General features: G+C 69.6%; 25 protein-coding genes, 2 tRNA genes and 1 pseudogene. 12 read left to right on the top strand and 16 right to left on the bottom strand.

The window, feature by feature from the left end:
* Nucleotides 1–148: 148 nt before the first annotated feature.
* Nucleotides 149–1,249: a WD40/YVTN/BNR-like repeat-containing protein gene (locus ACFU8W_RS34575; RefSeq protein ID WP_384045838.1), complete on the bottom strand. Its 1,101-nt coding sequence runs from the start codon at nucleotides 1,247–1,249 to the stop codon at nucleotides 149–151.
* 185 nt (nucleotides 1,250–1,434) lie between these two features.
* Between ACFU8W_RS34575 and ACFU8W_RS34570 the strand changes: the two genes are divergently transcribed.
* The gene (locus ACFU8W_RS34570; protein ID WP_384045835.1) at nucleotides 1,435–1,851 is read left to right on the top strand and encodes an SsgA family sporulation/cell division regulator; all 417 of its coding nucleotides are present in this window, start codon (nucleotides 1,435–1,437) and stop codon (nucleotides 1,849–1,851) included.
* A 6-nt stretch (nucleotides 1,852–1,857) separates the two neighbouring features.
* Here ACFU8W_RS34570 and ACFU8W_RS34565 read toward each other — a convergent pair whose 3' ends face one another.
* Nucleotides 1,858–3,186: a hypothetical protein gene (locus ACFU8W_RS34565; RefSeq protein WP_384045832.1), complete on the bottom strand. Its 1,329-nt coding sequence runs from the start codon at nucleotides 3,184–3,186 to the stop codon at nucleotides 1,858–1,860.
* A 379-nt stretch (nucleotides 3,187–3,565) separates the two neighbouring features.
* Here ACFU8W_RS34565 and ACFU8W_RS34560 point away from each other — a divergent pair, with 379 nt between their 5' ends.
* The 3 genes from ACFU8W_RS34560 to ACFU8W_RS34550 all read left to right on the top strand — a co-directional run bounded on the left by ACFU8W_RS34560 (nucleotide 3,566) and on the right by ACFU8W_RS34550 (nucleotide 7,557).
* The gene (locus tag ACFU8W_RS34560) at nucleotides 3,566–5,197 is read left to right on the top strand and encodes an ABC-F family ATP-binding cassette domain-containing protein (RefSeq protein WP_384045829.1); all 1,632 of its coding nucleotides are present in this window, start codon (nucleotides 3,566–3,568) and stop codon (nucleotides 5,195–5,197) included.
* 493 nt (nucleotides 5,198–5,690) lie between these two features.
* Entirely contained in the window at nucleotides 5,691–6,467 is a 777-nt protein-coding gene (gene ddaH, locus ACFU8W_RS34555) for a dimethylargininase (protein ID WP_384045827.1), read from the top strand.
* Nucleotides 6,468–6,582: 115 nt separating this feature from the next.
* On the top strand, nucleotides 6,583–7,557 hold the full coding sequence (locus ACFU8W_RS34550; RefSeq protein ID WP_384045824.1) for an acyl-ACP desaturase: 975 nt from the start codon (nucleotides 6,583–6,585) through the stop codon (nucleotides 7,555–7,557).
* Between the two features lie 390 nt (nucleotides 7,558–7,947).
* Here the strand turns inward: ACFU8W_RS34550 and ACFU8W_RS34545 are convergent, their stop codons facing one another.
* On the bottom strand, nucleotides 7,948–8,103 hold the full coding sequence (locus tag ACFU8W_RS34545) for a recombinase family protein (RefSeq protein ID WP_384045821.1): 156 nt from the start codon (nucleotides 8,101–8,103) through the stop codon (nucleotides 7,948–7,950).
* Nucleotides 8,104–8,112: 9 nt separating this feature from the next.
* On the opposite strand from ACFU8W_RS34545, the gene ACFU8W_RS34540 reads away from it, so the two are divergent.
* Nucleotides 8,113–8,646, top strand: a complete 534-nt coding sequence (locus tag ACFU8W_RS34540) for a putative immunity protein (protein ID WP_384045818.1) — start codon at nucleotides 8,113–8,115, stop codon at nucleotides 8,644–8,646.
* Nucleotides 8,647–8,653: 7 nt separating this feature from the next.
* On the opposite strand, the gene ACFU8W_RS34535 is transcribed toward ACFU8W_RS34540, so the two are convergent.
* Complete coding sequence (locus tag ACFU8W_RS34535) at nucleotides 8,654–8,812, bottom strand: hypothetical protein (RefSeq protein ID WP_384045815.1); 159 nt, start codon at nucleotides 8,810–8,812, stop codon at nucleotides 8,654–8,656.
* A 244-nt stretch (nucleotides 8,813–9,056) separates the two neighbouring features.
* Nucleotides 9,057–9,548 carry a GNAT family N-acetyltransferase gene (locus ACFU8W_RS34530; RefSeq protein WP_384045813.1) on the bottom strand — a complete coding sequence of 164 codons (492 nt, stop codon included), beginning with the start codon at nucleotides 9,546–9,548 and terminating at the stop codon, nucleotides 9,057–9,059.
* Between the two features lie 99 nt (nucleotides 9,549–9,647).
* On the opposite strand from ACFU8W_RS34530, the gene ACFU8W_RS34525 reads away from it, so the two are divergent.
* The 3 genes from ACFU8W_RS34525 to ACFU8W_RS34515 all read left to right on the top strand — a co-directional run bounded on the left by ACFU8W_RS34525 (nucleotide 9,648) and on the right by ACFU8W_RS34515 (nucleotide 12,270).
* Nucleotides 9,648–10,568 (top strand): LysR family transcriptional regulator, encoded by a 921-nt coding sequence (locus tag ACFU8W_RS34525; RefSeq protein ID WP_384045810.1) that lies wholly within the window; start codon nucleotides 9,648–9,650, stop codon nucleotides 10,566–10,568.
* Between the two features lie 141 nt (nucleotides 10,569–10,709).
* Complete coding sequence (locus ACFU8W_RS34520) at nucleotides 10,710–11,633, top strand: LysR family transcriptional regulator (protein WP_384045807.1); 924 nt, start codon at nucleotides 10,710–10,712, stop codon at nucleotides 11,631–11,633.
* 265 nt (nucleotides 11,634–11,898) lie between these two features.
* Complete coding sequence (locus tag ACFU8W_RS34515; RefSeq protein ID WP_384045804.1) at nucleotides 11,899–12,270, top strand: YybH family protein; 372 nt, start codon at nucleotides 11,899–11,901, stop codon at nucleotides 12,268–12,270.
* Nucleotides 12,271–12,407: 137 nt separating this feature from the next.
* Here the strand turns inward: ACFU8W_RS34515 and ACFU8W_RS34510 are convergent, their stop codons facing one another.
* The 6 genes and pseudogenes from ACFU8W_RS34510 to ACFU8W_RS34485 all read right to left on the bottom strand — a co-directional run bounded on the left by ACFU8W_RS34510 (nucleotide 12,408) and on the right by ACFU8W_RS34485 (nucleotide 15,487).
* Nucleotides 12,408–13,808 carry an SDR family NAD(P)-dependent oxidoreductase gene (locus tag ACFU8W_RS34510; RefSeq protein WP_384045801.1) on the bottom strand — a complete coding sequence of 467 codons (1,401 nt, stop codon included), beginning with the start codon at nucleotides 13,806–13,808 and terminating at the stop codon, nucleotides 12,408–12,410.
* A 15-nt stretch (nucleotides 13,809–13,823) separates the two neighbouring features.
* Nucleotides 13,824–13,896, bottom strand: a tRNA-Ala gene (locus ACFU8W_RS34505).
* Nucleotides 13,897–13,912: 16 nt separating this feature from the next.
* Nucleotides 13,913–13,984, bottom strand: a tRNA-Gly gene (locus tag ACFU8W_RS34500).
* Nucleotides 13,985–13,998: 14 nt separating this feature from the next.
* A pseudogene (locus ACFU8W_RS34495) lies at nucleotides 13,999–14,154 on the bottom strand (GMC oxidoreductase); the annotation flags it as partial.
* Nucleotides 14,155–14,358: 204 nt separating this feature from the next.
* Nucleotides 14,359–14,613: a WhiB family transcriptional regulator gene (locus tag ACFU8W_RS34490; protein WP_384045797.1), complete on the bottom strand. Its 255-nt coding sequence runs from the start codon at nucleotides 14,611–14,613 to the stop codon at nucleotides 14,359–14,361.
* A 73-nt stretch (nucleotides 14,614–14,686) separates the two neighbouring features.
* A complete protein-coding gene (locus tag ACFU8W_RS34485; protein ID WP_384045794.1) occupies nucleotides 14,687–15,487 on the bottom strand; it encodes a VOC family protein in 801 nt (266 codons plus the stop codon).
* Nucleotides 15,488–15,766: 279 nt separating this feature from the next.
* On the opposite strand from ACFU8W_RS34485, the gene ACFU8W_RS34480 reads away from it, so the two are divergent.
* The 3 genes from ACFU8W_RS34480 (at nucleotide 15,767) to ACFU8W_RS34470 (ending at nucleotide 19,308) form a co-directional block, all read left to right on the top strand.
* Nucleotides 15,767–16,630: a hypothetical protein gene (locus ACFU8W_RS34480; protein ID WP_384045790.1), complete on the top strand. Its 864-nt coding sequence runs from the start codon at nucleotides 15,767–15,769 to the stop codon at nucleotides 16,628–16,630.
* A 49-nt stretch (nucleotides 16,631–16,679) separates the two neighbouring features.
* Nucleotides 16,680–16,979: a hypothetical protein gene (locus ACFU8W_RS34475; RefSeq protein ID WP_384045787.1), complete on the top strand. Its 300-nt coding sequence runs from the start codon at nucleotides 16,680–16,682 to the stop codon at nucleotides 16,977–16,979.
* A gap of 121 nt (nucleotides 16,980–17,100) precedes the next feature.
* Nucleotides 17,101–19,308 (top strand): DEAD/DEAH box helicase, encoded by a 2,208-nt coding sequence (locus ACFU8W_RS34470; protein WP_384045783.1) that lies wholly within the window; start codon nucleotides 17,101–17,103, stop codon nucleotides 19,306–19,308.
* Nucleotides 19,309–19,338: 30 nt separating this feature from the next.
* On the opposite strand, the gene ACFU8W_RS34465 is transcribed toward ACFU8W_RS34470, so the two are convergent.
* The 3 genes from ACFU8W_RS34465 to ligD form a co-directional block, all read right to left on the bottom strand.
* Nucleotides 19,339–20,352, bottom strand: a complete 1,014-nt coding sequence (locus tag ACFU8W_RS34465; protein ID WP_384045780.1) for a multicopper oxidase domain-containing protein — start codon at nucleotides 20,350–20,352, stop codon at nucleotides 19,339–19,341.
* A 359-nt stretch (nucleotides 20,353–20,711) separates the two neighbouring features.
* On the bottom strand, nucleotides 20,712–21,791 hold the full coding sequence (locus tag ACFU8W_RS34460; protein WP_384045777.1) for an ABC transporter permease: 1,080 nt from the start codon (nucleotides 21,789–21,791) through the stop codon (nucleotides 20,712–20,714).
* Nucleotides 21,788–22,810 carry a non-homologous end-joining DNA ligase gene (ligD, locus tag ACFU8W_RS34455; protein WP_384045774.1) on the bottom strand — a complete coding sequence of 341 codons (1,023 nt, stop codon included), beginning with the start codon at nucleotides 22,808–22,810 and terminating at the stop codon, nucleotides 21,788–21,790. Before ligD ends, ACFU8W_RS34460 begins: the two co-directional genes overlap by 4 nt.
* 77 nt (nucleotides 22,811–22,887) lie before the next feature.
* Between ligD and ACFU8W_RS34450 the strand changes: the two genes are divergently transcribed.
* Nucleotides 22,888–23,949 (top strand): ATP-dependent DNA ligase, encoded by a 1,062-nt coding sequence (locus ACFU8W_RS34450; RefSeq protein WP_384045771.1) that lies wholly within the window; start codon nucleotides 22,888–22,890, stop codon nucleotides 23,947–23,949.
* A gap of 31 nt (nucleotides 23,950–23,980) precedes the next feature.
* Here ACFU8W_RS34450 and ACFU8W_RS34445 read toward each other — a convergent pair whose 3' ends face one another.
* Entirely contained in the window at nucleotides 23,981–25,000 is a 1,020-nt protein-coding gene (locus ACFU8W_RS34445) for an MASE1 domain-containing protein (RefSeq protein ID WP_384045768.1), read from the bottom strand.
* 89 nt (nucleotides 25,001–25,089) lie between these two features.
* Nucleotides 25,090–25,920 (bottom strand): PP2C family protein-serine/threonine phosphatase, encoded by an 831-nt coding sequence (locus ACFU8W_RS34440; RefSeq protein ID WP_345516292.1) that lies wholly within the window; start codon nucleotides 25,918–25,920, stop codon nucleotides 25,090–25,092.
* Between the last annotated feature and the right edge of the window lie 265 nt (nucleotides 25,921–26,185).

Below are 26,185 nucleotides of genomic sequence, written 5' to 3'. Positions count from 1 at the left end.
CCCGGCACGCACATCTGCCGCGTTGTCGTCAGTCCTCCCCACGCTCTCGGCGTCGCTCGAGCAGGGAGACCCCGTTCCCAGCGAGCGTGCGTGCCGGACGCCACCGGGCCCACCCTTCGGGCGGACGGCGGGACTTCCGACATACGCCCTAGTTCATCCGGGCGATCCGCCCCTTCTCCCCCGCCGCCCAGCAGCCGCCGTCCTGCGTGCAGTCCACGGTGTCGTACGAACCCGTGTCGACGGTGTGCCAGGTGCGGCCACCGTCCGTCGTCAGGTCCGTCCCGGTCGGACCGACGGCGAGTGCCGTGGAGCGGCTGTGCGGGACCCAGGCGACGCCGGAACGGTAGGCGGTCGGCGGGGTGGTGGATCGCTGCCAGGTCCGGCCTCCGTCGCCCGTGACAGCCGCGGCGTCCGGAGAGGCCTGGCCGGCGCGGTAGTCGCCGCCGACGGCAATGCCGTGCGTACGGTCGCGGAAGGCGAGACCGAAGACACCGCGGGCCGGGTCCCCGGCCGGGATCGTCGATTCGGTGGCCGTCCAGGTAAGCCCCCGGTCGGCGGAGTGCAGCACCCGTGCGGTGGCCGCCCCGCCGGTCGCCAGCCAGACGTCCTTCGGTCCCGAGCTGACCAGGCACTGGCCGCTGGCGGCGAAGCCCGCCTCGCCCGCCTGGGCGGCCGGCATTCCCGCTGTGGGCAGTACGTTCCAGCTGCGGCCACCGTCCGCGGTGGACAGGATCCGGTACCTGCCGTCGACGGGATCGCTCATGGCGAGCCCGTGGCGGCTGTCGAAGAAGGTGAGGCAGTCGTAGAAGGCACGGGCATCGGTATTGCGGAAGGACTCGGTCCAGGTCGCTCCACCGTCGTCCGTACGGAACACCCGCGACGCCTCGCCCTCACCGATGGCCAGCGCCACGGCACGCCGCGCGTCGAACGCCTCGATGTCACGGAATTCCATTGCCGCCTCCGCCGCTCCCGCCGGCGACACGTCGCGCCAGTGACGGCCGCCGTCGGAAGTGCGCAGCACCGTGCCCTTCGAGCCCGCGGCCCAGGCGGTGCGGCGGCTGACGGCGGAGAGGCCGCGGAAGCGTGCGTCGGTTCCCGTCTCCGTGAGTGTCCAGCCCGTCCGGTCGTCGCCGGGTCCGTGCCGCTGCCCCGGCGCGGCCTGCGCTGCCTGCGTGACCAGTGCCGCGGCCAGCACCGCCCCGCACAGTCCCCATGCCATCAGTCGTGTCGTCTTCCCCTTGGGCCTCATGGCGCAGGAAGCTAACCCACGGGCAGTACGCCGTCCAGAGTGCGCCGCCGCCACGCGGGCACGTGCATCGAAGGGGGTGCGGTGCGGTGACGCAGCTCACCCTCTCGCCCGTGCACGGTTCAGGGAGTTCCGTCGTCTCTGTCAGTGCCGGGAACCGTTCATCTGGCCGCGAGAGGGAGCAGGTCTTGTCCAGCGTTATCGAGCAGTCCGTGCAGGCCCGCATGGTCGCATCCGCGCCGCGGATGGAGACCCTTCCCGCCACTCTGCAGTACGACCGCAGGGATCCGTTCGCCGTGCGCATGGCCTTCCCTGCCCCGGCAACCCTGGAGGGCACCGAGGTGTCCTGGGAGTTCTCCCGCGAACTGCTGGCGGCAGGAATGGAAGGACCGGCCGGGGTCGGGGACGTACGGATCAGGCCGTTCGGCTACGACCGTACAGTCCTGGAGTTCCATGCCACCGAGGGCATCGCCATGGTGCATGTCCGCACGGCGGAGCTGCGTCGCTTCCTCAGGCGCGCCGAGGAGCTGGTCCCGTCGGGGCAGGAGCACCGCTTTCTGGATCTCGACCGGAGTCTGACGGACCTGCTCGGCGGAGCGTGCTGAGCCCGGTCAGTCCGTCTTCACCGCTTTGACCTCCACCAGGTTCCGACCGTCGCAGTACATCACCGCGGCGGACTTCGCAGCGGGGAAGGCAAGGCAGTCCGACGTCCAACGTCGGCGCACCGCGCCGTCGTAGCCGACCAGCAGTAGTTTCCGCCCGACCTGGAAGAGGCCCTCCACCACCTGCCGGGCCCCGCCTCCCAGCGCCTTGGTCCGCTTCCGGTCGGCCAGGGCGGCGTCGAGCGGGCGGTCGGGGCGGCCGGGGGCGCGGATCAGGTCCGGGGAGCCCCTGCCGTCCGCCGCGACCACGTACGCCCCCTCGGCGAGCCGCCGGGGGCTGTGCTCCGGGCCGAAGTACGGGTCGAGGACCAGGGCGCCGCCCCGCTCGGGCAGCACCAGGTCGTAGGCGGTGTTCAGGGGCAGGCTGGGGTTCCAGCGGCACCCGGTGTGCGGATCGCGTGCGGCCTGCGGCTGGTCCCAGACGAAGTCGTAACGCCACCCCTTGTGTTCGTCTCCCGGCGAAGCGGCCGCCAGAACCGTCGCCCGGCAACTCCCCCTGGCCGGTGCGGTGACCAGGAAGGTCCGATAGCTGAACCGGGCGACCCGGTCGACGGTCCCGGCCGGAGGGCGCAGACCGGGGATCCACTCCGGGCGGTGCGTCTCCTCGTCCAGGGTGCCGACCCGGTCCTTGCCGATGACCAACGGCTCGCACAGCCCGGGGGCGGTTTCGCGGCCGCCCAGCGTGTCGGCGCCGCACGGGGTCAGTACCCGGTACGCCCCCGGGATCCGGCGGCTCCACTGCCGTGTCCCGCGGTGGACGTCCCAGGCGGTGAACCGGCATCCGGCCCCGGAGCAGGTGGCCGCTCCGATCGCCGGCCCGGTGGTGCCGGGCAGCGCGAGGACCCGGCTGCCTGGCGGCAGGGTGTGCCTCCAAAGGAGAGCGCCGCTGCTGGGGTCGGCAAGGGCGACGGCGGTCGGATCCGTACGGCCGGTGCGGCCGCCGAGCAGCACGATGCCGTACGGGAGAGAGACCGCCGAGTGTGGCCGGCCCGGCAGCCGCGAGGTGATCGCGAACTCGGCGGGAAGGGCTGCCGTCCAGCCCTTGACCGGGGCACGCACGCCCTTCTCGCCCTCCTGCGGGATCCGGGCGAGCGTACGCCCCTGTCCGATGAGTCCCTCCTCGGCCACGAGCAGCGACCAGCTGCCGTCCGGCCCCGGCGGGACGGTCAGCGGAATGCGCCGCTGCTCGGAGGGGACGGACACGCCGTCCCCGAACCTCGGTGGCTGCGGTCCGAAGCAGCCGGTCAGCACCGCGCCGGCGCAGAACACCGTGAGCATCCTCAGGGCTCTGCCCGTCCAGCGACCTGTCATTGTGCGGCCCCCGATCCGCCGCACGCACCGGCGCGACCGGGATCAACGTAAATCGTTTGCCGGGGCGCGAGGTCCCGTCGTAGCGTTTGTGACGTCCTTGTTGTCGTCGGATCGGAGAAGGACGTTGCTCGTCTGAGGTCGTGAGACACCGCGTTGCGCGCCGTGTCCGGACAGTGCATGCCCGTTCAGGTCTGTCATGTCTGTCATGTCTGCGCGCCCGAGTGTGACCTCAGCTCTTCGAGCCGTCCTCCGCAACCGGGACTCCTCCTTGGCCATGTCCGTGGAACGCCCGTGACCGGTGTCTCACCCGTTGCCCCCTGCCCTTCCTCGCAACCGGGAGATCCGTATGTCTACCCCCATGACTCATATCGCCTGTTCGTCGCTCTCCTTCGCCTGGCCCGACGGCAGTGAGGTCTTCGACGGGTTCCAGCTGACCGTGGGCCCCGGCAGGACCGGCCTCATCGGCCTCAACGGCTGTGGAAAGTCCACCCTGTTGCGGCTGATCGCGGGTGAACTCACCCCCACCGAGGGCCACATCCGGACCCGGGGCGAGATCGGGTATCTGCCGCAGAATCTGGTCCTGGACACGGCGCTGCGGGTCGATGCGACCCTGGGCATCGCCGGCACCCGGGCCGCTCTGCACGCCATCGAGGCGGGTGACGTCCGCGAGGAGCAGTTCGCGGCCGTCGGCGACGACTGGGACGTGGAGGAGCGCGCCCGCGCGACGCTCGATCAGCTCGGCCTCGGTCACATCGGGCTCGACCGCACGATCGGCGAGATGTCGGGCGGCGAGTGCGTGCTGCTGCGCCTGGCCGCGCTGCTGCTGGCCCGCCCCGGGGTGCTGCTGCTCGACGAACCCACGAACAATTTGGATCTGTACGCGCGCAGGCGGCTGTACGAGGCGATCGGCGCATGGGCGGGTGTCCTGGTCGTCGTCAGCCATGACCGTGAACTCCTGGAGCGGGTCGACCAGATCGCGGATCTGCGGGACGGATCGGTCACCTGGTACGGCGGGAATCTCTCGGAATACGAGGAGGCGCTCGCCGTCGAGCAGGAGGCGGCCGAGCGCATGGTGCGGGTAGCGGAGGCCGATGTGCAGCGCCAGAAGCGTGAACTGGCCGACGCACAGGTCAAGTTGGCCCGGCGCAAGCGCTACGGACAGAAGATGTCGGACAACAAGCGCGAGCCGAAGATCGTCATGGGCAACCGCAAGCGGGCCGCCCAGGAGTCGGCCGGCAAGCATCGCCTGATGCACGCCGGGAAGCTGGCGGAGGCGAAGGAGCGCCTCGACGACGCCGTCGAGGCGGTGCGGGACGACGACGAGATCAGGGTCGAGCTGCCGCACACCAAGGTGCATCCGGGCCAGGGTGTGCTCGTACTGCGCGATCTGGAACTCGCTTACGGAGCACGGGTGAGCGGCGGGTTCGAGCTGCGGGGCCCCGAGCGGATCGCGTTGGTGGGCCGCAACGGCGCGGGCAAGACGACGCTGTTGCGGACCATTGCCGGTCAGCTGGCACCGGTATCCGGCGAGGCCACACCCCAATTGCCGCTGGGCTTTCTGCCTCAGCGTCTGGATGTGCTCGACGACGGACTGAGCGTGGTGGAGAACGTGGCGCGATTCGCACCGAATGCCACGTACAACCGGATCAGGGCAAGGCTGGCGCACTTTCTCTTCAAGGGAGGCCGGGCGGAACGGCCCGTGGGGACTCTGTCGGGCGGGGAACGCTTCCGTGCGGCACTGGCGGCGCTACTGCTGGCCGAACCGGCACCCCAGCTGCTGATGCTGGACGAGCCGACGAACAATCTGGACATGGCAAGCGTACGTCGGCTGACGGCGGCTCTGGAGTCGTACGAGGGAGCGCTGATCGTGGCGAGCCACGATGTGCCGTTCCTGGAATCGCTCGGCATCACGCGCTGGCTGCTGCTGGACGGCGAACTGCGTGACACCACGGCCGAGGCGGTGGCGCCGGAGCGCTGAGCCGTGGGAGATGCGAGGGAAAGACGGCGGCCGGGGCTATCGGTGGAGTGGGCCCGGCTCCTGCAGTCGTCGGCCGGAGTCGGTGCCGGAGGGAACTCCCAGTCCCCTGCCCCGCGCGTCGACCACGGCGGCGAGCAGCCGTATGCTCTCGCTGCGGCGCTCGCGACATTCCTCGGACTTCTCGGCCGATCCGTGGGACGGATGCCGACGGGTGCTGTTCGCAGAGGAATCCGCAGGGCATCGAACCGCCGGCGGACCCGGAGCAGCATGTCCCGGGTCCGGCGCGGCAGTGCCTCGGCTCGACACGGTGCAGCTCGACCTCGCACGGCTCGATACCAGTCGATGCCGATATGCAACTGCGCCGCTACCGGAGATCGTTGGAGCGAATGCGGACACTTGCTCCACCGGCCCAGAAATCGCGGTACGCCATCCGAGACGTGACCGAGGTGGCCGGCCCGCACCCCACCCCGAAACCCTGTGGAGGGAACTACCCGTGCCCAGCAGAAAAGCTCTGGTCCGCCGCCCCGACCCACGTCTCGCCGAGGGTCTCGTCACCCATGTCGAGCGCACCCCCGTCGATGTCCGCCTCGCCGTCGAGCAGTGGGAGCGGTATGTCGCCGTCCTCGGCGAGTACGGATGGGAGACGGTCGAGGTGAAGCCGGCGGACGGATACCCGGACAGCGTGTTCGTCGAGGACACCGTCGTGATGTTCCGGAACGTGGCTCTCATCGCCCGGTCCGGCGCGGAGTCCCGCCGGGGCGAGACGGCGGCCGTGGAGGAGGCACTGGCCGGGCTCGGCTGCTCGGTGAACCGGGTGCGGGAGCCGGGCACGCTGGACGGCGGAGACGTCCTGAAGATCGGCGACACGGTCCTTGTCGGGCGCGGCGGCCGGACGAACGCGGAGGGGGTGCGGCAGCTCAGATCCGCGTTCGAGCCACTGGGCGCCCGCGTCACAGCCGTGCCGCTGACCAAGGTGCTGCATCTGAAGTCCGCGGTGACGGCGCTGCCGGACGGCACAGTCGTCGGGTATCCACCCCTGATTGACGAGCCGTCGCTCTTCGACCGTTTCCTGCCGGTTCCGGAGGAGGCGGGCTCGCACGTGGTGCTGCTCGGCGGCGGGAATCTACTGATGGCCGCGAGCGCGCCGAAGACCGCGGATTTGTTCGCCGGGTTCGGATATCACCCTGTATCAGTCGATATCAGCGAGTTCGAGAAACTGGAAGGGTGCGTGACCTGTCTCTCCGTGCGCCTGCGTGACCTGCGGACATAACAGTACGTAGTCGGACTTCGCGCGGGCGGGGTTGGCGGGGGCCTTACTCCGCCTTTAACCTACGGTCTCGTAACCTACGAGACCGTAGGTACTTCTCCCGTCCCCAGGAGCCCCCGTGACGATCACCTCTCCCCACCTCGGCAGTTCAAAGGCGTGGACCGACGCCCAACTGCTGTACGCCCTGGAAGAAGTGGTGGAGAAGGAGCTCAACCGCCATCTCAAGGTCGCCAAGGACTGGATGCCCCACGAGTACGTCCCCTTCTCGGACGGCCGGAATTTCCCCGGCATCTTCGAGGACGGTGAGGCGTGGCAGGCCGACCAGTCCAAGGTCACCGACATCGGCAAGATCGCACTGGTCGTGAACCTGCTGACCGAGGACAACCTCCCCAGCTACCACCACGAGATCGCCTCCCTGTTCGGCCGTGACGGCGCCTGGGGCACCTGGGTGCACCGCTGGACCGCGGAGGAGGGCCGGCACGGCATCGTGATGCGCGACTACCTGCTCACCTCGCGCGCCGTCGACCCGGACAAGCTGGAACAGTTCCGCATGGCGCACATGGGGGAGGGATTCGAGTCCGACAACCGACACTCGATGCTGCACTCCGTGGCGTACGTCGCCTTCCAGGAACTCGCGACCCGCGTCTCGCACCGCAACACCGGCCACCAGTCGGGCGACCCGGTCTGCGACCGCATGCTGGCCCGGATCGCCACCGACGAGAACCTGCACATGGTCTTCTACCGCAACCTGCTCGGCGCGGCCTTCGAGCTCGCCCCGGACCTGACGATGCAGGCCGTGCGTGACGTCGTGGTCAATTTCCGGATGCCCGGTCATGGCATGCCCGGCTTCGAGCGGGCCGCAGCACAGATGGCGATCGGCGAGATCTACAACCTGCGGATCCATCACGACGACGTGATCCAGCCCGTGCTGCGCTACCTGAAGGTCCTGAACATCGACGGGCTCGGTCCGGACGGACTGAAGGCGCAGGAAGAGCTGGGGCTCTTCATGGGTGGACTGGACAGCGAGGCGGTCAAGTTCGACGAGAAGCTGGCCGCGCGCAGGGCGCGGATGGCCGCCCGCGCGAACGCCTGACCCGGCGGCCTCGCGGAGGCCTGGACCCCATGCGTCCGCGAAACGCCTGACCCACAGCCCACACGGCACCCGTCCGCCCACGAGCCCGCTCACTCGTGGGCGGACCGTCCCTGTGTGACACGGCATCACGCGTATCGGGTCCGCGACGCAGACACGGGGCACCTCATCGAGCAGCGCAGCATCCGCGGTGACGAGCGAGCCCTCGCCCTGACCCTCGACAGCGGCCGCGTGGACGGCGGCCGCGGCGGCCTGTCGGCCGAGCCCGGATCAGCCCGTCCTGCTCGCGGAACACGGCCGTGCCCCGGCCCGGTTCGACGAGGAGTTCCTCGGGCACCGTGTCGGACCGGACAGCAGGAGCAGGATCGGCGCAGGGCCGCGCGGCAGTGTTGATCACTGCGCCCACGTCGGTGTCCACATCTCGACGGCACGGACGATGTCGCGGGCGTCCCGGATGGATCGGGCGAGCCGGTCGACTGTGGTCACCACAAGGGTGTCACCGACCCGGCACGCAGCGAGTGCCTCACGAACTCCGGCGACCTGCGGCAAGATTGAGCCGTGCCGACTGATTCAGACAGGATTGAGCTGAGCGAACACGAACTTCGTGAAGTCGCGGGCTACGCGGCTGATTGTGCGAGCAGGGCGCTGTCGATCTTCGAACAGAGTCTTCCTGCTGACACGCGCCCTCGTGACGCCATCGACGCAGCACGCGCTTTCGCCGGGGGCGGCCGGCGCACGGCCGCTCTGCGACAGAGCGGTTGGGCGGCGTTCAGAGCGGCACGAGAAGCCGATTCACCCGCTGCGGTCGACGCGGCACGAGCGGCAAGCCATGCGGCCGGCGCCGCATTCCTTCATCCCCTGGCAGACGCTCATCAGGTGAAGCACATTCTCGGTGCGGCGGCGCATGCGGCGCGTGCCGAAGAGTTGGCGTCCGGAGAAGACCGGAGTGTCGCTGCGGGGACCCTTGAATGGGCGCGTCATCACGCGCCACCATCGGTCACCGCGGTGCTCGGCCGCTTTCCCGCCGCACCTCCCGGAGGCGGGCGCGTGGGAGAGTTCATTCGCGATCTCGACGCCGCTCTGCGCACCTGAGGGGTGATCAGACAGCAGAGGCCGGCAGAAGGATCCTCCATGAGACGCCGCCGACGTGGAGCAGGCGGTCGACGCGCTCATGTGAGGTGGTCCAGTACAGGACTCCGCGTGGTCCGGTGTTGATGCGGTCGGCGACCGTGGTCAGGTCGTGGGCGGTGAGGTGCACAGATCGGTGCTCTTGGGCAGGTACTGGCGCAGGAGCCGGTTGGCCGGGCTGCTGCCGCTCGGACCCCCTCGCCGGGCTCCCGTACAGTGCGGGTCGGCCCGCGCGGGGGCGTCGTCGAGGAAGCCGCCCGACCGGAGCTGTCACAGCTCGGCGTGGGCGCCGCGCGCTGAAGGCGGCGGGGAAGCGGACGTGCCGATGAAGGCGGGGTCGACGCGATGCAGATTCCGGGCGCCGGGCCGGGGCGTCACTTCAGTTCCATGAGGATGTCGGCGCGGGCGAAGTAGTCGGCCACCGGGAGACGGTCGCGGGTGATCCTGGCGAACCCGGCGTTCTCGTAGAGGTGGATGGCGGGGGCGAGCTTGCTGTTCGTACCGAGGAACAGCCGGGCCCCACCGAGTGCGCGGGCGCGGTCGATCGCTGCGGCGATGAGTTGGCGGCCGATGCCACGGCCCTGCGCGTCGGGGGTCACGGCCATCTTCGCCAGCTCGAACACGGCGTCCGGATAGGCCAGTAGTGCGACGCACCCGACGACCGTGCCGCTGTCCGGCTCGTGCGCCAGGAGCACGTCGCCGCCCGGGCCCACGATGCGGCCGAACGGATCCCCGAGAACGGCCCGGTCCTGTTCCTCCAGGGTGAACAGGCGCGAGATCCACTCCTCGTTCAGCGTGCGGAACGCGTCGGCGTCACTCTGTGAGGCGATCGAGGAGACCACGGTCGGGGCAGAGATGTACGGCATCGGACTGGTTCCCTTTCCGGTGTAGTTCCCCGGTAGTCTCCGGACCCACTCACCCATATGTCCAATACACAGCCTGGCCTCTATCGATAAGCTCGACCTATGGATCAGCGAATCGAGTTCCGTCATCTGCGGTACTTCCTGGCCGTGGCCGAGGAACTCCACTTCGGACGTGCCGCCCAGCGACTGCACATAGCCCAGCCGGCCCTGTCCCAGCAGATCAGACAGCTTGAGAAGATCCTCGACGTCGAGCTGTTCCGGCGGACCTCGCGAAGCGTCCGCCTCACAGACGCGGGAGCGACGTTCCAGCCACGAGCGAGGGACCTTCTGGGCCGCCTGGCCGCCGACCTCGAGGAGGCCGGCCGGGTCGGCCGCGGCGAGGCCGGTCGCCTGGATGTCGCCTTCATCACGTCTGCCACCTCGATCGTCAGCGAACGGCTCCGCGAATTCTCCCGACGCCGCCCGGACGTCCAGGTCAAACTTCACGACGGCTTCACCGTCGACGTCCTGGCGGCCCTGGAGCGGGGGACAGCCGACGTCGGGATCGTGCGGGATGCTGAGGAACGGGACGGCATCGACCTTTCCCTACTGGCAACGGAACGGTTCGTCGCCGTCGTCCCCGCAGAGCACCCCGCCGCGGGGGGTGACCATGTGAAACCAGCGGCGCTGGCCGCTGACCCGCTGATCCTGTTCCCGCGTTCAGCAGGGGCTCATGCGTTCGACGTGAACACGCAGTCGTTGCGTGACGCCGGCATCGACGCCCAGGTCACGCAGGAGTGTTCGAACTGGCACACCATCATCATGTTCGTGGCCGCGGGCCTCGGCGTCACCATCGCCCCCTACAGCGTCACGTCGCTGCTCCCCGCAGGCGCCCAAAGGCTCGAACTCGACGGGCCTCCTGCAGTGAGCCGAATTTTCATGGCCACCCGCCGTGGAGACAACCGTCCCCTCGTACAAGCCTTCATCACAGCATCTGAGTCCATGACAGGTCGCGACGACGACCGAACGACGACCGTACGTTGACCAGCGGAGCGAGCCCCTCCCAGCTCAAGGACCACGTGAAGGCGTACCGCGCGCAGCTTCGGCGTACACGGTCAGCATGTTCGGCACGCGGACGGCGTTCGAACTCCCTGCCGGCAGGCGCCGCCTCCCACCGGACGTAGCATGGCGAACGTGGAGCTGCGCCAACTGCGGTACTTCGTCGCGGTCGCCGAGGAACTGAACTTCGGGCGGGCCGCCGAGCGGCTCCTGATCGCCGGGCCTTCCCTGTCACAGCAGATCAAGGCACTCGAACGCGACCTCGGCGTGCGCCTGTTCGACCGTGACCGCCGCTCGGTGTCCCTCACCCCGGCGGGTGCGGCCCTGCTCCCGCACACCCGCGCCCTGCTGGAACGGGCCGACGACCTCCGGCGCCGAGCCGGCCGGCTGTCCGGATCGGAGCCGGTCCGGCTCGGTTACGTCAACTGGCTTCCGGCAGACCTGGTCGCCCGCACCTCCGCGGTGGCTCAACTCCACGTCGACGCGTGGATCGCCCCCTCCCACACACAGGCCGCCCGGGTCGCCGACGGCAGCCTGGACCTCGCGGTGTGCTGGGTACGGACCCAGGACCTGGAGCGGCTCGGCCTCCAGGCCCGGCTCATCGGCGCCGACCGCCTCTACGCCGTTGCCACCGGCGATGACACCGGCGACGTACGCGCCCAGGACACCGTCGTCCTCCTGGACGACGACACCACGTCCTGGTGGTCCTGGAACGTCTACGCCGAACAATTGGCCCACGACACCGGGGCCCGCACAGTACATATCTCCGACGGCGGTATCACCGGCCCCGCTTTCTTCGACCACGTCCGCCACAGTCGCCGCCCGGTCATCAACTCGCCCAAGGGTCAGGCCGCCCCTCTGCCACCCGACCTGGTCCGACGCCCGGTCGTCACACCGGAGGTGTACTGGGCCTGGTCCCTGGTCCAGCGCGCCGGCGAGGTCCGCTCCGCGGTACGCGCCGTCGTCGACGTGCTCTGCGACGACGTCGGCGACCTGGGAATCCACGCCCCGGTCGCCTGGCTGCCCGACGGCGACGCACACAGGCAGTAGGCAGCCCCGCTCCCCCGCCGTCGCGGGCCCGGGGTACCGGCCCGCCGGGCCCGTCCGCCTGAGCCGGGAGTCTGCGCCCGCCGGCTGCGAAGAAGCAGGTGCTGGAATCGGCCCTGACGCCCGTTGACTCGTTCTCGACCGGTCGTCTACATTTAAATAGCCGACCGGTCGGCTAATGGCGTTCGACGGCCAAACCTGCGGCCGGCGTCATGACCGGCCTGACCCAGCAGCCCTGAACTCGATTCCACCCGACGGGAGAACCCTGATGAACAGCACGACAGACAGCGAAGCGATCCTGCGCGGTGTCCTCGACCAGTGGAAAGCAGCCGTCGACGGGCACGAACCGCAGCGGGTCGCCTCCCACTTCACCGAGGACGCGATCTTCCAGGGCCTGCGCCCCTACAGCGTCGGCCGGCAGGGCGTCGCCGACTACTACGATTCCCAGCCCCTCGGGCTGACGGCCGCGTATCGGATTCTCGAAACCAGGCGGCTCGCCGACGACCTCGTGCTCGGTTACCTGAGCGTCGACTTCTCGTTCACCGACCGTCCCACGCTCGGCGTCAATCTGGGCGTACTGGTCAAGCGCGTGGAGGACAACTGGTACATCAGTCACTACCAGGTGTCCCGCCTCAATTGATTACTGCCGGTCGGCCGGGGCGCCGAGGAACGGCGATGCCGGCCTCCGCGATTGCGAGGGCCGGCCTGTCCGGTGGTGTATCAGTTGATCCCGGTCGTCGCCCTCCGGCGGGGCCGCGGTGCGCGTGCGGTCACCCTTCACCATTCCGCTTCCCGGTAGTCCTTGAGGAAGACGCCTGAGACGGGCGACCCCGCCTCGCCACGCACGATCGGATCGTAGACGCGGGCGGCGCCGTCCACGATGTCGAGCGGGGTGCGAAAGCCTCCGGCGGCGATCCGCTCCTTCTTCGGCACCGGGTTCTCATCGGTGATCCAGCCGGTGTCGACGGCGCACATATGGACGCCCTGAGCGGCGAGTTCGGCGCCGCTGGTGCGAGTCAGCATATTGAGGGCCGCCTTCGCCATGTTGGTGTGCGGGTGGCCACCCGTCTTGTTCCGTACCGCGAACCGGCCCTCCACCGCCGTCACATTGATGATGTAGCGGCGCGGCCGCGGGGAAGCCAGCAGGAGCGGGAGCAGCCGGTCGCAGAGGAACGCGGGGGCCAGGGAGTTGACGAGCTGCGTCTCCAGGACTTCGGCGGGGTCCAGTTCGCCGATCCGCGCGGACCAGGAGTTCACGGGCGCGGTGTCCGGCAGCAGGCCGGCCTCGTCGACGCCGGGGAGCAGCTCCGATCGGTCGACACCGTCCGGCAGTCCGGTCTGCTCGGCGTCGGGGAGCACCAGCCCCAGTGCGCTCGACGCGGAAGGCCCTGCGAGGGCGGTCATGGCCGCGTATCCGGGGGCGCGGAGCACACCGGTGGGCAGTGATCCGTACTCCCCCGCCGCCAGCAGCGCGTACGACCCGGGCGGGCGGCGAACGGTCTGGGCGGCGTTGTTGATCAGGATGTCGAGCGGATCGCCCGTATCCCGCAACTGCTCGCACAGGCCGAGGACCTGGCGCGGGTCACGGAGGTCGACGGCGGCGACGGTGAGCCGGTTGAGCCACTTCGGGCTGTCATGGACGGACCGGAAGCGGCGCAGGGTGTCGTGCGGGAAGCGGGTGGTGACGACGAGTTCGGCGCCGTCCCTGAGCATCATGAGCGCCAGCTGGAAGCCGATCTTGACCCTGCCTCCGGTGAGCAGGGCCCGGCGTCCCGAAAGGTCGGTGGAGAGCGCGCGGCGGGACCTGTTCTCCGCCGCGCAGTCCGGGCAGAGCAGGTGGTAGAAGGCGTCGACCTGCCGGTACGGGGTCTTGCAGATGTAGCAGCGGCGGGCCCGCGCCAGTGTTCCCGCCGGACCGGCGGAAACCGCGCCGGGGTCCAGCGGGGCGTCCTCGCGCCGGTCGGCCGCGCCGGTCGCCGTCGCCGAGATCACGGCGGCGTCGGCCTCGGTCCGCCGCTCGCCGCGGATTCTACGACGTCCCAGCCGGCCGTCGCGGGCGAACGATGAGGCGACCTGTTCCGCGCGGAGCCGCGATGGGTCGTCGACGGGCAGCGCCCGGAGCCGGCCGACGAGGCGGTCGAAGGCTGCCAGCTCCTCGTCCGTGATGCCGCTCTCCATGACTCCGCCCCCTCGTGGTCCCGACCGGATTCGAACCGGCGTCCTCCCGCATGCCATGCGGACGCGACTGCCTCTGCGCTACGGGGCCCCGAGGGGGCGACCTGCCAGGACGGCCGGATTCGAACCGGCGTACCCGCCTTGGCAAGGCGGTGCGCCTGCCTCTGCGCTACGTCCGGGCATTGGGGAGATCTTAACCATCTGTCACCCGCGCGTCGTCACGAATTATTTCCGCCGCCCGCTCGGCGACGGCGACGGTGGGCGCGTGGGTGTGGCCGCGGGTGATGCGCGGCATGACCGAGGCGTCGACCACCCGCGGTCCCGTCACGCCGCGCACCCGCAGGCGGCCGGAATCCGGATCTCCTGCTTTCGGTCACGCCCTCCCGACTCGACGAGCCCGACCCGGACCGTGGGGTTCTCGGAGAAGCGCGCGGCCGGCACAGCCGGCCGGTCCCGCCCCGACGACGACGTAGTCGAAGTCGCTCAACTCGGCCCCCTGGAGATGCGGACTCAGGACTGCGGCGGGCCGAACTGCCGTACGGACCGGGGAAGTTCAGGCCCGGTCACGCCCAACTCTGCGCAGCCGCTCCCGCTCCTTCTCCGAAAGTCCGCCCCAGACGCCGAACCGTTCGTCGTTGTCGAGGGCGTACTCCAGGCATGCCACCCGGCCCTCGCAGGCGTTGCACAGCTGCTTCGCCTCACGTGTGGAACTGCCGGGGGCAGGGAAGAAGAACTCGGGTCCCGCTTGCGCGCAGAGCGCCGTCTCCTGCCAGGCGAGTGCGGGGTCGGTCACGGTGTTGATCAGCATGGCACACACAGTGCCCGGTCGCGATAAACGACTGATCAACGCCGCATCAATGCGTGGTCCGTGCGCCCTCCGGTCAGCTTTCCGACGCGTCGGAGCTCTTGATCACGGCGAACTGCGCCCCGTACGGATCGGCGGCGTTGGCGAACTTGCCCACGCCTTCCATCTCCATCGGCTCCAGCGTCAGTTTGCCGCCCAGCCGCTCCACGTCCGCGACCGTGGCGTCGCAGTCGTCCACCTCGAAGTACGGCAGCCAGTGCGGCCCCAGGACACCCTGGGTCGCAACGGCTTCGAGAGGTACGAGCCCGCCGAAATCGGCATGCTCGCCGCCGCCCTCGGTGCGGATCAGAGTGTAGGACCCACCGCCGCCGGGGTACGCAACCTGATGGGTCTCCCACCCGAAGACTCTGTCGTAGAACGCGGCGGCCGCAGGCACGTCCGGGGTGTACAGCTCGGTCCAGCAGAGCGAGCGCGGCACGCCCACCACGCCCAGGCCGGTGTTCTTCTTCGGCTGCCAGGTCCCGAAGTACGCGCCGCCCCGGTCCGTGAAGCCGCCCATCCGACCGAAGTCGAGGACATCCATCGGCTGGAAGGGCACCGCGCCGCCGGCCTGCTCGACCGCCTTGGCGGTGGCATCGACATCGGGGGTCTGGAAGTAGACCGACCAGGACGACTTCGCCTGCTCCGCGGTAACGGTCATGGCGCCCGCGACCGACTTCCCGTCCAGCATGAACATCCCGTACCCGCCGGTCTCGGGACCGCCGGGAACGAAGTCCCAGCCGAAGAGGCCCTGGTAAAAGGTGGTGGCCCGGTCGAGGTCGGGCGTGCCGAGATCGAGCCAGTTGGGGGATCCGGTGACAAAACCGGTGGTGAGCATGGTGCGCTCCTTCAGCGAGTCCCGCGAGTGCACTGCAGGGGTTTCTCCTGACCATCCGAGTCTTGCACCGGGCACGGACAACCGCAGACTGCGCAACGCGGGAAACCATTGCGCCGCGGCCTGGCCCTCATGGATGATCGGCGCATGACCATCAGAAAGGCTCATGCCTCGTAGGCGCCCTCTGCTCCGCCTCTCGGCCCACGCGCCGCCGGCACCTGCGCATGTCCCGCAGCCGCCCGGTTCACGTTCCGCGTTCTTACTTTCCTGCCGAGGAGCACCATGGAGTCCACACCCCTGACCCCGTACGCCCGTCTGCCGCACACCTACCGGGGTCTGCACATGATGAGCAGCACCGTCGACGCGTACGGCCGCGCGCACTGGCTGCTGAGTGAGCGCATCGCCGGGCAAGGCACATCCGATCCGTACGAAGCCACAGTGGTCACCGCGGACGACGGCCGTGTGTACGAGACACACCTCGGCGCGGTGCAGCTGTACTGCCCCGCCTTCGACGCGCTCCCGGACGGCGGATTCGTACTGGCGGAGAAGCGCAGCACCGTCGACAGACAGCACGTGCAGGTCTTCGACGCGCTGGGACGGTCGTCCTGGACATTCCGGATGGGCGACGCCATCGAGCATCTGATCGCCGACGAGGCGGGTGGTCTATGGGTGGGCTATTTCGATGAGGGGGTCTACGGCGGTGATCCACTCAGCCATCCCGGTCTGCGCCGCTGGAGCAGCGCCGGCGAGCCGCTCTGGTCGTTCCGCCCCGGCCCCGGGCTCATCGACATGTCGGACTGCGTGGCGTTGAACGTCGACGGCGGGACTGCCTGGGCCTGCCCGTACATGCACTACCCGCTGATCGAGGTGCTCGGCGACGGGACCGTACACGTGCGCCCCACATCGGTGCGCGGTGTACGCGGTCTCGCGGTGAACGGCGAACGGGTCGCCTTCCTGACCGGCAACGGGAGGCTGGAACACGGCCGGATCACTGAGACGGCTGTCGAGGTGGAAGAGCGCGGGACGCTGCTGGCCCGGCCGGACGGCCGCGTGCCGGGCCGGAACGCGGTGGTCTGCCGTGGCTCCCGGATCTATCTGCGGGAGCGCAAAGCCACGGACTGGTCGGTGTTCGACCTCGCCAAGTAGCACCGTGGCAGTCCGCCCCTCGTATGTATCGCGGTCGGCGGGGTCCTACTTGGTGATCCGTCAGCGGACGAGGTGTTCGCTCACGGCCGGGTGCGTACGGCACGGCCCCCGCCGACCACGCGGACTGTCCGCCTGCCGTGGCGAGCAACGCCCCGCTGTAGCCGAGGCGTTCGACCGCACCGGCGAGCTGGGTGAGGGCGGGCCGTCCTCGCTCCCTCCGCTGCCCGCCTTCACCGACCGCACGACGGAGGCGCGCACCGAGTGGTTCCTGGTGCAGGCGCGGTCCTGCGCCAGGGCACTGGAGGTCCTGCTGCTGTCCCCGGCCGAACGCCGTCCGCCCGCGTCCTGACCGCGCACCGGGGCTCTCGCTCCACCGGGCCCGCACCGCCATCGGCCCATGGCACGATATGTCTCACTCGGGCAGCTGCCGGGCAAGGCGGCAGCGGGGCTGCGCGGACAGAGGAACGTACATGACAGAGGCCGGGGAGACCGGTACCGGGGCGAGGGACACCGGGGCGCCGACGGGGAAGGCAGCCCGGGAGCTGATCGCAGAGGCCGAACGGCTGCTCAACGCGGCGCGTGCCGTGCTGGCCGACCACACTCGCGCGACCGACGCCATACACGCTGCCCTCGCCCCGATCCTCGACTCCCTGATCCACCGTGAGCTGGCCGCGATCCCGGTCTCCCGGCTCAAGGACGTCACCGAGGGCCGACTGCGCCTCGGCGCGGTCGAGCAGGCCGGCTACACGACGGTCGGTCAGGTCCATGAGGCCAATCGGTACGAGCTCCGCCAGATCCCCGGCGTCGGTGCGCAGACCGCCGATCAGGCGCTCGCCGCCGCGGGCCAGATCGCGCACGCGGTCCGGGACACGGTCGCCCTCCGGATCGACGTCGAGGCGCCCGACGAGTCCACGACCGCCCTCGTCATGGCGTTGCACCGGCTGGTCGAGGCGGGTCCGGACGTCCGGCGGGCCGTGGACGCTGCCCGCCGGCTCGTCGGGCAGCTGGAGTCGCTGCTCACCGAGGCCGGACCGACCCGCGGTCGGTTGCGCATGCTGTTCGCCCGGCGGCAGGCCCGCACAGCGGCGCTCACTGCCGTCTCCTCTGTCCGGACCGTGGTCGCGGAGGCGACGGAGCGCGGGCTTCCGCTGCTGTTCGGGCAGGTGTCGGTCGATCTGCTGCGCGCCCCGGAGTCGGACCTCGCTGCGTGGGTCGACTTCGAGCTGCGGTCCGCCGAGTACTACAGCCTGCTCGCCGAGATGTCGGGCACGCACCCCGACCGGGACGCCGCCGAGGGGTTCCTCCCGTCGGGGATCGCCGACCGGGTACGCGGGCTGCGGCTCGACGATGCGCATCTGCGGGTCTCGCTGCGGGGCTACCAGTCGTTCGGGGCGCGCTTCGCGCTCGCTCAGAAGCGGGTGATCCTCGGCGACGAGATGGGGCTCGGGAAGACCGTGCAGGCGATCGCCGCGCTCGCGCACCTCTCGGCACGGGGCGAGACGCACTTCCTGGTGGTCTGTCCGGCGAGCGTGCTGATCAACTGGGTGCGGGAGCTCCGGGCCCGGTCCACCCTGCGGGTGCTTCCGGTGCACGGCCCCGAGCGGCACGAGGCGTTCGCCGATTGGCGCGAGCGCGGCGGGGTCGCCCTCACCACCTTCGACGCCCTGCACACCCTCCCGGCCGCCCGGGACGGCGGGAAGCGGCCCGGCATGCTCGTCGTCGACGAGGCGCACTACGTCAAGAACCCCGCCACCCGCCGCTCGCGCGCGGTCTCCGGCTGGGCGGGACGCACCGAACGGGTGCTGTTCCTGACCGGTACGCCGATGGAGAACCGGGTCGAGGAGTTCCGCAGTCTGGTCCGCCATCTCCAGCCCGAACTCGCACCGTCGATCAGGACCACCCACGGAGTCGCCGGTTCGCACGCCTTCCGCCGCGCCGTCGCGCCCGCCTATCTGCGGCGCAACCAGGAGGATGTGCTGACCGAACTCCCGGCGCTGGTGCAGGTCGACGAGTGGGAGGAGTTCAGCGAGGCCGATCTCGACGCCTACCGGGAGGCGGTAGCCGCCGGACAGTTCATGCGGATGCGCCGGGCCGCGTACGCCCGCCCGGAGACCTCCGCAAAGCTGAACCGGCTGCGCGAGCTGGTCACGGAGGCCGCCGGCAACGGGCTCAAGGTCGTCGTGTTCTCCTACTTCCGCGAGGTGCTCACCACGGTCCGGGAGGCCCTGGACAACGGGGTGTTCGGGCCGGTCTCCGGCAACGTCCCGGCCGCCCGGCGGCAGGAGTTGATCGACGAGTTCAGCACGGTGGACGGCCACGCGGTCCTGCTGAGCCAGATCCAGGCCGGGGGCGTCGGGCTGAACATGCAGGCCGCGTCGGTTGTCATCCTCTGCGAGCCGCAGATCAAGCCGACCATGGAGCACCAGGCCGTGGCCCGCGCCCACCGGATGGGGCAGATACGCACGGTCCAGGTGCACCGGCTGCTCGCGACGGACAGCGTCGACCAGCGAATGCTGGACATCCTGGCCCGCAAGGAGCGATTGTTCGACGCGTACGCGCGGCGCAGCGACGTCGCCGAGACGACGCCGGACGCCGTGGACGTGTCGGACGGAAGCCTGGCCAGGCGCATCGTCGAGGAGGAACAGCTGCGCCTGGCGACGGGGCCGACGGAACCCTGACCGGGTTCTGTCGGCCTCGGTCCGTCGGCCTCAGGTCCTGTCGGTCGTCACCTTGTCGTTCATCGGTGTGTCGGCCTTGAGGTCATGCATGGCATGGGGATCGTGGCCAGGGACCGTGCCGTCCGCCTTGGCGACCAGCAGCAGTCCGGCCATACCCATGTCGGAATGGCTCTGCACATGGCAGTGGTACATCCAGGCACCCGCGCCCACGTGTTCGCCCGCGATGACCTGGAAGCCGAAGGAGTCCGCCGGGCCGACGATCTTCGTATCGATCACGCGGCTGGGGTCGTCGGACCCGGTGAGCAATCCGGTGCGGTTGTCCGCCCAGCGATGACCGTGGATGTGGAACGTGTGGTAGAACTCGCCGTGCGTGATCATGACCACTTCGAGCCGGTCACCCACGGTGGCTTCGAAGTTGGGGCTGTCGTGGGCCGCTCTGTTGTTGATCGTCATGTCGTTGAAGACAATCGTGATGGTCTTGTCCGGCAGGATGTCGCCCTTGCGCCGGACGACCACGGGGCCGTACAGCCCCTTGCGGATGCCGCCCGTGCCGTGGTCCGTCCCGACGACATGGTCGTGATAGTGCCAGTAGCCCGCGCTGCCGGGCTGCCACGTGCCGTCCTTTCGGCGGCCCGGCGCGTGGGTGCGCCAGGTGTACGTACGCGTGCCGCCCGGCTCGACGATGCTGTTGTTCATCCGGGTGCCGTCGCTCGCGATGTCGTAGTCGACGCCGTGCACGTGCAGGCCGACTGCCACATCCATCGTGTTCTCGAACTCGATGTGCAGGGTGTCGCCCTCGTTGATCTCGATGAGCGGACCGGGGATGGACGCCTTGCCCTTCTCCAAGCCGTACCCCATCCGCCCGTCCGCCAAATTCTCGGCGTACAGCTTGAGATGACGGATCACGCCCCCCGCCGGGGCGGTCCTCGGCGGGGGCTCCGCCGAGTTGGCTTCGACCGATCCGAGCGACAACGATGTCACCCTACTCGCCACCGCGATCCCACCCCCTACCAGGAACCGGCGGTTGAAGCTCCTGCGATCCATGTCGAACTCCCCACTGCTAGACGGGTGTTACGGAGACTCTCGGAGACCGTCGGGGCGCAGGTCGCTCCCGGGGCGGGCCATACCGCAGCCCGGGGATCTTCCTTTATTCACACTAAAAACAAGGTTCGCTCCACCCTGCAGTAGCTATGGGCGAGTCGCGAAAAGAGGTCTGGGTTCATCGGCTGTTGCAGTGACTCCATGCTGTTGCAGTGACCAAAGAAGGGTGGGCGACCACATGCAGCGCACACCACACCGCAGGTCCAGATCGCGACGCACACGCGCGGTGTTCGGGCTCAACGCCGACGGGACGATCACCAGCTCCACCGCGGCGGACGGTATCGGCATGCGCTCGGGGAAGGTCAGGAGGCCGTGGCGGCATGCTGAGCCATGCGGTCACGGCCTCCGGGGTGCCGGTGGCGCCATACCCAGAACACCGTGCAGGAGACCAGTGACCAGCCGGCGAGCACCAGGTAGGGGAAGATTCGCTGGTGCCCCTGGTAGTAGACGGCGGCGTGCTGGGCGTTGACCGAAGCGCCCGGGGGGAGCCAGCGGCCGATGAAGCCCAGCACCGACGGCAGCAGCGGCCAGGACACCGCACCGCCGGAGGACGGGTTGCCGAGCAGCACCATCAGTCCCCAGGTGGGGATCATCGCCCAGCGCCCCATCAGGGTGTTGAACATGGTGAAGACCATGCCCGTGGTGAACATCGTGAAGGCGAGGATCATCCACGACTGGACGAACGGCAGATCGACGGAGCCGAGCAGCCAGTCCACCACGGCGGCGATCGCGAAACCGCCGAGCAGCGCGTACGCGACGGTGAAACCGATCCGCTCCAGCGGGTCCAGCCCCTTGGCGTGCACGCTCAGCTGGATGGCGCCGACGAAGCCGATGACGACCGCGGCGAGCGAGATGTAGAAGAGAGCAAGGCCACGGGGATCACCGCGTTGCAGTGGTTTCACATCGGTGACCTTGACCGGCACATGGGTTGCTTCCGCCACCTTCAGTGCGGACTCTGCGAGCAGCTGGGCGACCGAGGCTCCGGACGCGCTCGCGACATCGAGGGCGACCCCGCCGTTCGCGGACCGCAGGACGGCGAAGACCTTCTGCTCCTCCAGTGCGGTGCGGGCCTCGGCTTCGGTGGCGTACTCGCGCAGCACCAGCGAGGTGTCGAGCGCGACCTCCAGCCGGGCGAGGAAGGCCTTGTCGCGCACCGAGTCGAGGCCGCCGACCGCAGCGGCCGGGATGTTGCGCGGGGTCGGATTGGCCATCGCGTACGTGTAGGACCCGGCAAAGAGACCGGCCGCCGCCGCAATGATGAACAGCAGCACGACGGCGGGCAGATACGGGGACTCCTTGAACGCCGCCCAACTGTCACCGCGGGTCCGGGGGCGGGCGTGTTCCCCGTGCGGCGTGACGGGCTCCAGGTCGGGCGCGCTCATGCCTCCCCGTCCTCGTCGCGCCGGGCGCGGCTCGGCTGGACCCGCTTGGGTTCGCCGGGCATCTTCGGGTACTCCGGCGGGTAGGGCATGTCGCCGAGCCCGCGCTCCCGCTCGTCCCGATCCGCCAGTTCCAGCAGCCGGTCGAGCCGGAAGGCGTGGTCGTCCATGTCCGCGTGCACGTCGCCGACCTCCATGTACCGCTTCGGCATGGTGCGGATATCGAAGTCCTGCGGCTCGGCGTCGTCGATCTCGTCCCATCGCAACGGCGCCGAGACCGGGGCGTGCGGGTGGGGTCGTACGGAGTAGGCGGAGGCGATCGTCCGGTCGCGGGCGGTCTGATTGAAGTCGACGAAGATGCGTTCGCCGCGCTCCTCCTTCCACCACGCGGTGGTCACCCGGTCCGGCATCCGGCGTTCGAGTTCGCGCCCCGCCGCGATCGCCGCGCGACGGACCTCGGTGAAGGTCCAGCGGGGTTCGACGGGGACGAAGACGTGGATGCCGCGGCCACCGGAGGTCTTGGGCCAGCCGCACAGACCGTGGTCGTCGAGGACGACGCGCAGCTCATGGGCGGCGGTGACCGCGTCGGCGTAGTCCGTGCCGGGCTGCGGGTCGAGGTCGATGCGGAGCTCGTCCGGGTGGTCGGTGTCGGCCTTCCGTACCGGCCAGGGGTGGAAGGTGAGCGTGCCGAGGTTGGCCGCCCACAGGACGGCGGCGAGTTCGGTGGGGCAGATCTCGTCGGCGGGCCGGCCGCTGGGGAAGGTGATGCGGGCGGTGGGGATCCAGTCGGGGAGGTTCTTCGGGGCGCGCTTCTGGTAGAAGAAGTCGCCGTCGACACCGTCGACGAAGCGCTGGAGTGTGGTCGGCCGGTCCCGCAGGGCGCGCGTGATCCCGGCGCCCACGGAGAGGAAGTACTCGGCGACGTCCCTCTTCGTGTAGCCCTTCTCCGGGAAGTACACCTTGTCGGGGTTGGACAGCCGTACCGCCCGTCCGTCTGCATCCAGCTCCACCGCCGCGCCCATGGGGCCACGGTAGGCCGAGAGCTCGCATATGCCGTATATCGGGAGTCGTGTCGAGGTATCCGGGCAAGAATCGGTCCATGGATCTGCCAGTGATGCCGCCCGTGAAGCCGATGCTCGCCAAGTCCGTGTCCCGGATCCCGCCGGGCATGCAGTACGAGGCCAAATGGGACGGCTTCCGGGCGATCGTGCACCGCGACGGCGACGAGGTGGTGATCGGCAGCCGCACCGGCAAGCCGCTCACCCGGTACTTCCCCGAGCTGGTCACGGCGGTCCGGGAGAATCTGCCGCCGCGCTGTGTGATCGACGGCGAGATCGTCGTCACGTACGACGGGAAACTGGACTTCGACCGGCTCAGCGAACGCATCCATCCGGCCGATTCACGGGTGCGTCTGCTCGCCGAGCAGACGCCGGCCAGTCTGGTCGCCTTCGACATCCTCGCGGTGGGCGACGACTCGCTGCTCTCCACCCGGCAGGCGGACCGCCGAGCCGTCCTGGAAGCGGCGCTGTCCGGTGCCTCGGCCCCCGTCCATCTCGCCCCCGCGACCACCGACCCGGCCGTCGCCCAGGAGTGGTTCGAACGGTACGAGGGTGCCGGGCTCGACGGTGTCGTCGCCAAGCCGCTGGATCTGCCGTACCGCCCGGACGCCCGCGTCATGTACAAGATCAAGCACGAGCGGACCGCCGACTGCGTGGTGGCGGGATACCGCTTCCACAAGAGCGGACCGGTCGTCGGCTCGATGCTCCTCGGCCTGTTCGACTCCGAGGGCGTCCTGCAGCACGTCGGGGTCTGCGCGGCGTTCTCGATGAAGCGCCGCGAGGAGCTGGTCGCCGAGCTGGAGCCGTTGCGGACGGAGTTCGCCGACCATCCGTGGACGGCGTGGGTGGATGCCGCCGCGCACGAGACCGCCCGGCTGCCCGGTACGCCGAGCCGCTGGTCCGGGAAGAAGGACCAGTCATGGGTGGCGTTGCGTCCGGAGCGGGTGTGCGAAGTCGGTTACGACCACATGGAGGGCGACCGGTTCCGGCACACGGCCCAGTTCCGCCGGTGGCGGCCGGACCGCACACCCGGGAGCTGCACCTACGCACAGCTGGAAGAAGTGGTGCGGTACGACCTGGCCGAGGTGCTGTCAGCCCGCTGATGCCGCGCCCGACCGGGCGGCGAAGGGGGCACTAGCGATCGTCGGCACGGCCGTCCGGGTCGTCGGTGTCGTCGGACGCCAGCCACTGGTCGGTGATCGGGTGGTCCGGCATGGCTGCCACCATGTCGGTGAGCCGCGCGCAGAGACGCTTGATCTCGTCGTGGGTGCGGTTTCGCTCGGTGATGACCGCCGCGAGCAGCAGCGCGGTCAGTGCCGTGGCGCCGTTGAAGGCCTGGAGCGTGACCATATTGGTGAAGAGGTCCTCATGGGCGAAAGGACCGGCGCCGCGACCGGCGGCCAGAATCGCCAGCGTGGAGACTCCGAGCGCACACAACGCGGCCCCGGCACGTTCGAAGCGGAACGCGGCCCAGATCAGGAACGGGAAGACAAGGAAGAGCAGGGTGACAGTGCTGCCGCCCGTCACCAGGAGCGTGATCGCAAGGGTGCCGAGCAACAGGGCCGCCGCTTCGGCCCACCGCCGGAGTGCCACACCCCGGGGCCACCGCGCCTCACGAAGGACGAGCAGAAACGGTGCGACGACCAGCACACCCATGGCGTCGCCCGTCCACCACACCGACCACGTGGACCAGAAATCGCCTGCGGGCAGGGCGCCGGAAAGCACCAGGACGCTGCTGCCCACGGTCGCACTGATGAGCATCCCACCCAGGGCACCGATGAAGACCAGCGCCAGCGCGTCGCGCAGCCGGTCCAGGTCGTTGTGGAACCCCGCACGCCGCAGCATCAGGTAGGAGCAGACCGGTGCGATCGTGTTTCCCACCATGATGACCAGAACGGTGAGAGCCGTCGGCCCGATGAACACGTTCGCGAGAAACGCCCCGATCGCAATGCCCGGCCAGACCCGGAGTCCGAAGACGAGCAGACCGGCCAGGGCAATGCCGGTAGGGGGCCAGAGCGGCGTGACTTGTCCGCGCACCAATTGTTCGAGCAGGCCGAGCCGGGCGGCACCGTAGTAGACGGCTGCGACAGCGAGGGCCAGGAGAGTCGCGACGCCCTTGCGCCGAAGCTCCGGATTGGTCACCACGGCAGCCATCAGACACCACCTGCAAGGGCTCTACCGGCCAGGACGCGCCGGGAGCCACCTCGGTCGTTGCAGTGCGGAGCATGCATCGCGGGCCATGGCTACCCTGCGCCGGGGAGGCCGGCATATCGAACGACGAGGACGGCGGCATCGTCGCAGTGGCCCGTCAGATCGGCCACCTTCACCACTTCACGAGCCAGCTCGTCGGGGTCGCCGTCGTAACCGCTGCACACCCGCCGTACCACCTCCTCCAGCCCTTTCTCGATCGGGTAGGTCGGTCCTTCCACCACCCCATCGGTGACCATGACCAACGATCCCGGCTCCTCCAGCCGTCGTCGCGTCACCGGATAGATCTCCCCGGGGAGAATGCCGAGGGGCGGGCCGCCGCTGTCGAGGATGATGCCGGAGTGACCGGCGGACGTGGCCCAGACCATTGGAATGTGGCCTGCCCGGGAGATGGCGAGCGCGCCGCTGAGCGGGTCGAAGGTCAGGAAGCAGCAGGTCGCGAAAAGGCCGCAGCCCATGGAAATGAGCAGATCATTGGCGCGGCTCAGCACCTCGCCCGGATCGGTCGTGGCGCAGGCGAGGGCCCTCAGGCTGGTGCGGGCCTGTCCCATGAAGGCAATGGCTTCCACGTCGTGACCCTGCACGTCGCCGATGGCGATCCCGACCGTCCCGTTCGTCATCGGAAAGGCGTCGTACCAGTCGCCCCCGACATCGAGACCGTCATGCGAAGGGGTGTAGCGAGCCGCGATGGCCAGGCGGGGCAGCTGCGGAAGCTGGGGCGGGAGCAGATGGCGCTGCAATGCCTCGGCCAGTTCCACACGCGCCCTCTGGACCCTGATCCGCTCCAGCGCCTCGTCGACAAGACGCCCGAGGGTGAGCAGGGCTTCCTGGGCGCTGTCGGGATGGGTGGTGCGGTGTCGGCGCATGGCCCCTCCGGGGGCGTTCCTACATAACCCCTATACCACCTTAGTTCTCTTCGCACCGGGGAGCCGGACTACTGGCCGACGGTGCAGGAACCCCCACGGGATGGGGTCACGGTTGTTGGGGCGACTCCTCCGACGTAGGCGGACCACGACCACTCACCACCGGATCCGGTCCCGACGACGACGCCGTCGTCCATAGGCGTCACGATTTGGTGCCGGGCGTCGTCGGCATGGTCGGCGAAAGGAGTGCCATTGATCTTCACATCAT

The organism is Streptomyces sp. NPDC057565 (genome assembly GCF_042801455.1).
In the GTDB taxonomy this organism is placed as follows: Bacteria; Actinomycetota; Actinomycetes; order Streptomycetales; family Streptomycetaceae; genus Streptomyces; species Streptomyces yanii.
Note: the sequence above shows the minus strand (reverse complement) of the source record. Positions and strands in the feature narration are given on the sequence as shown.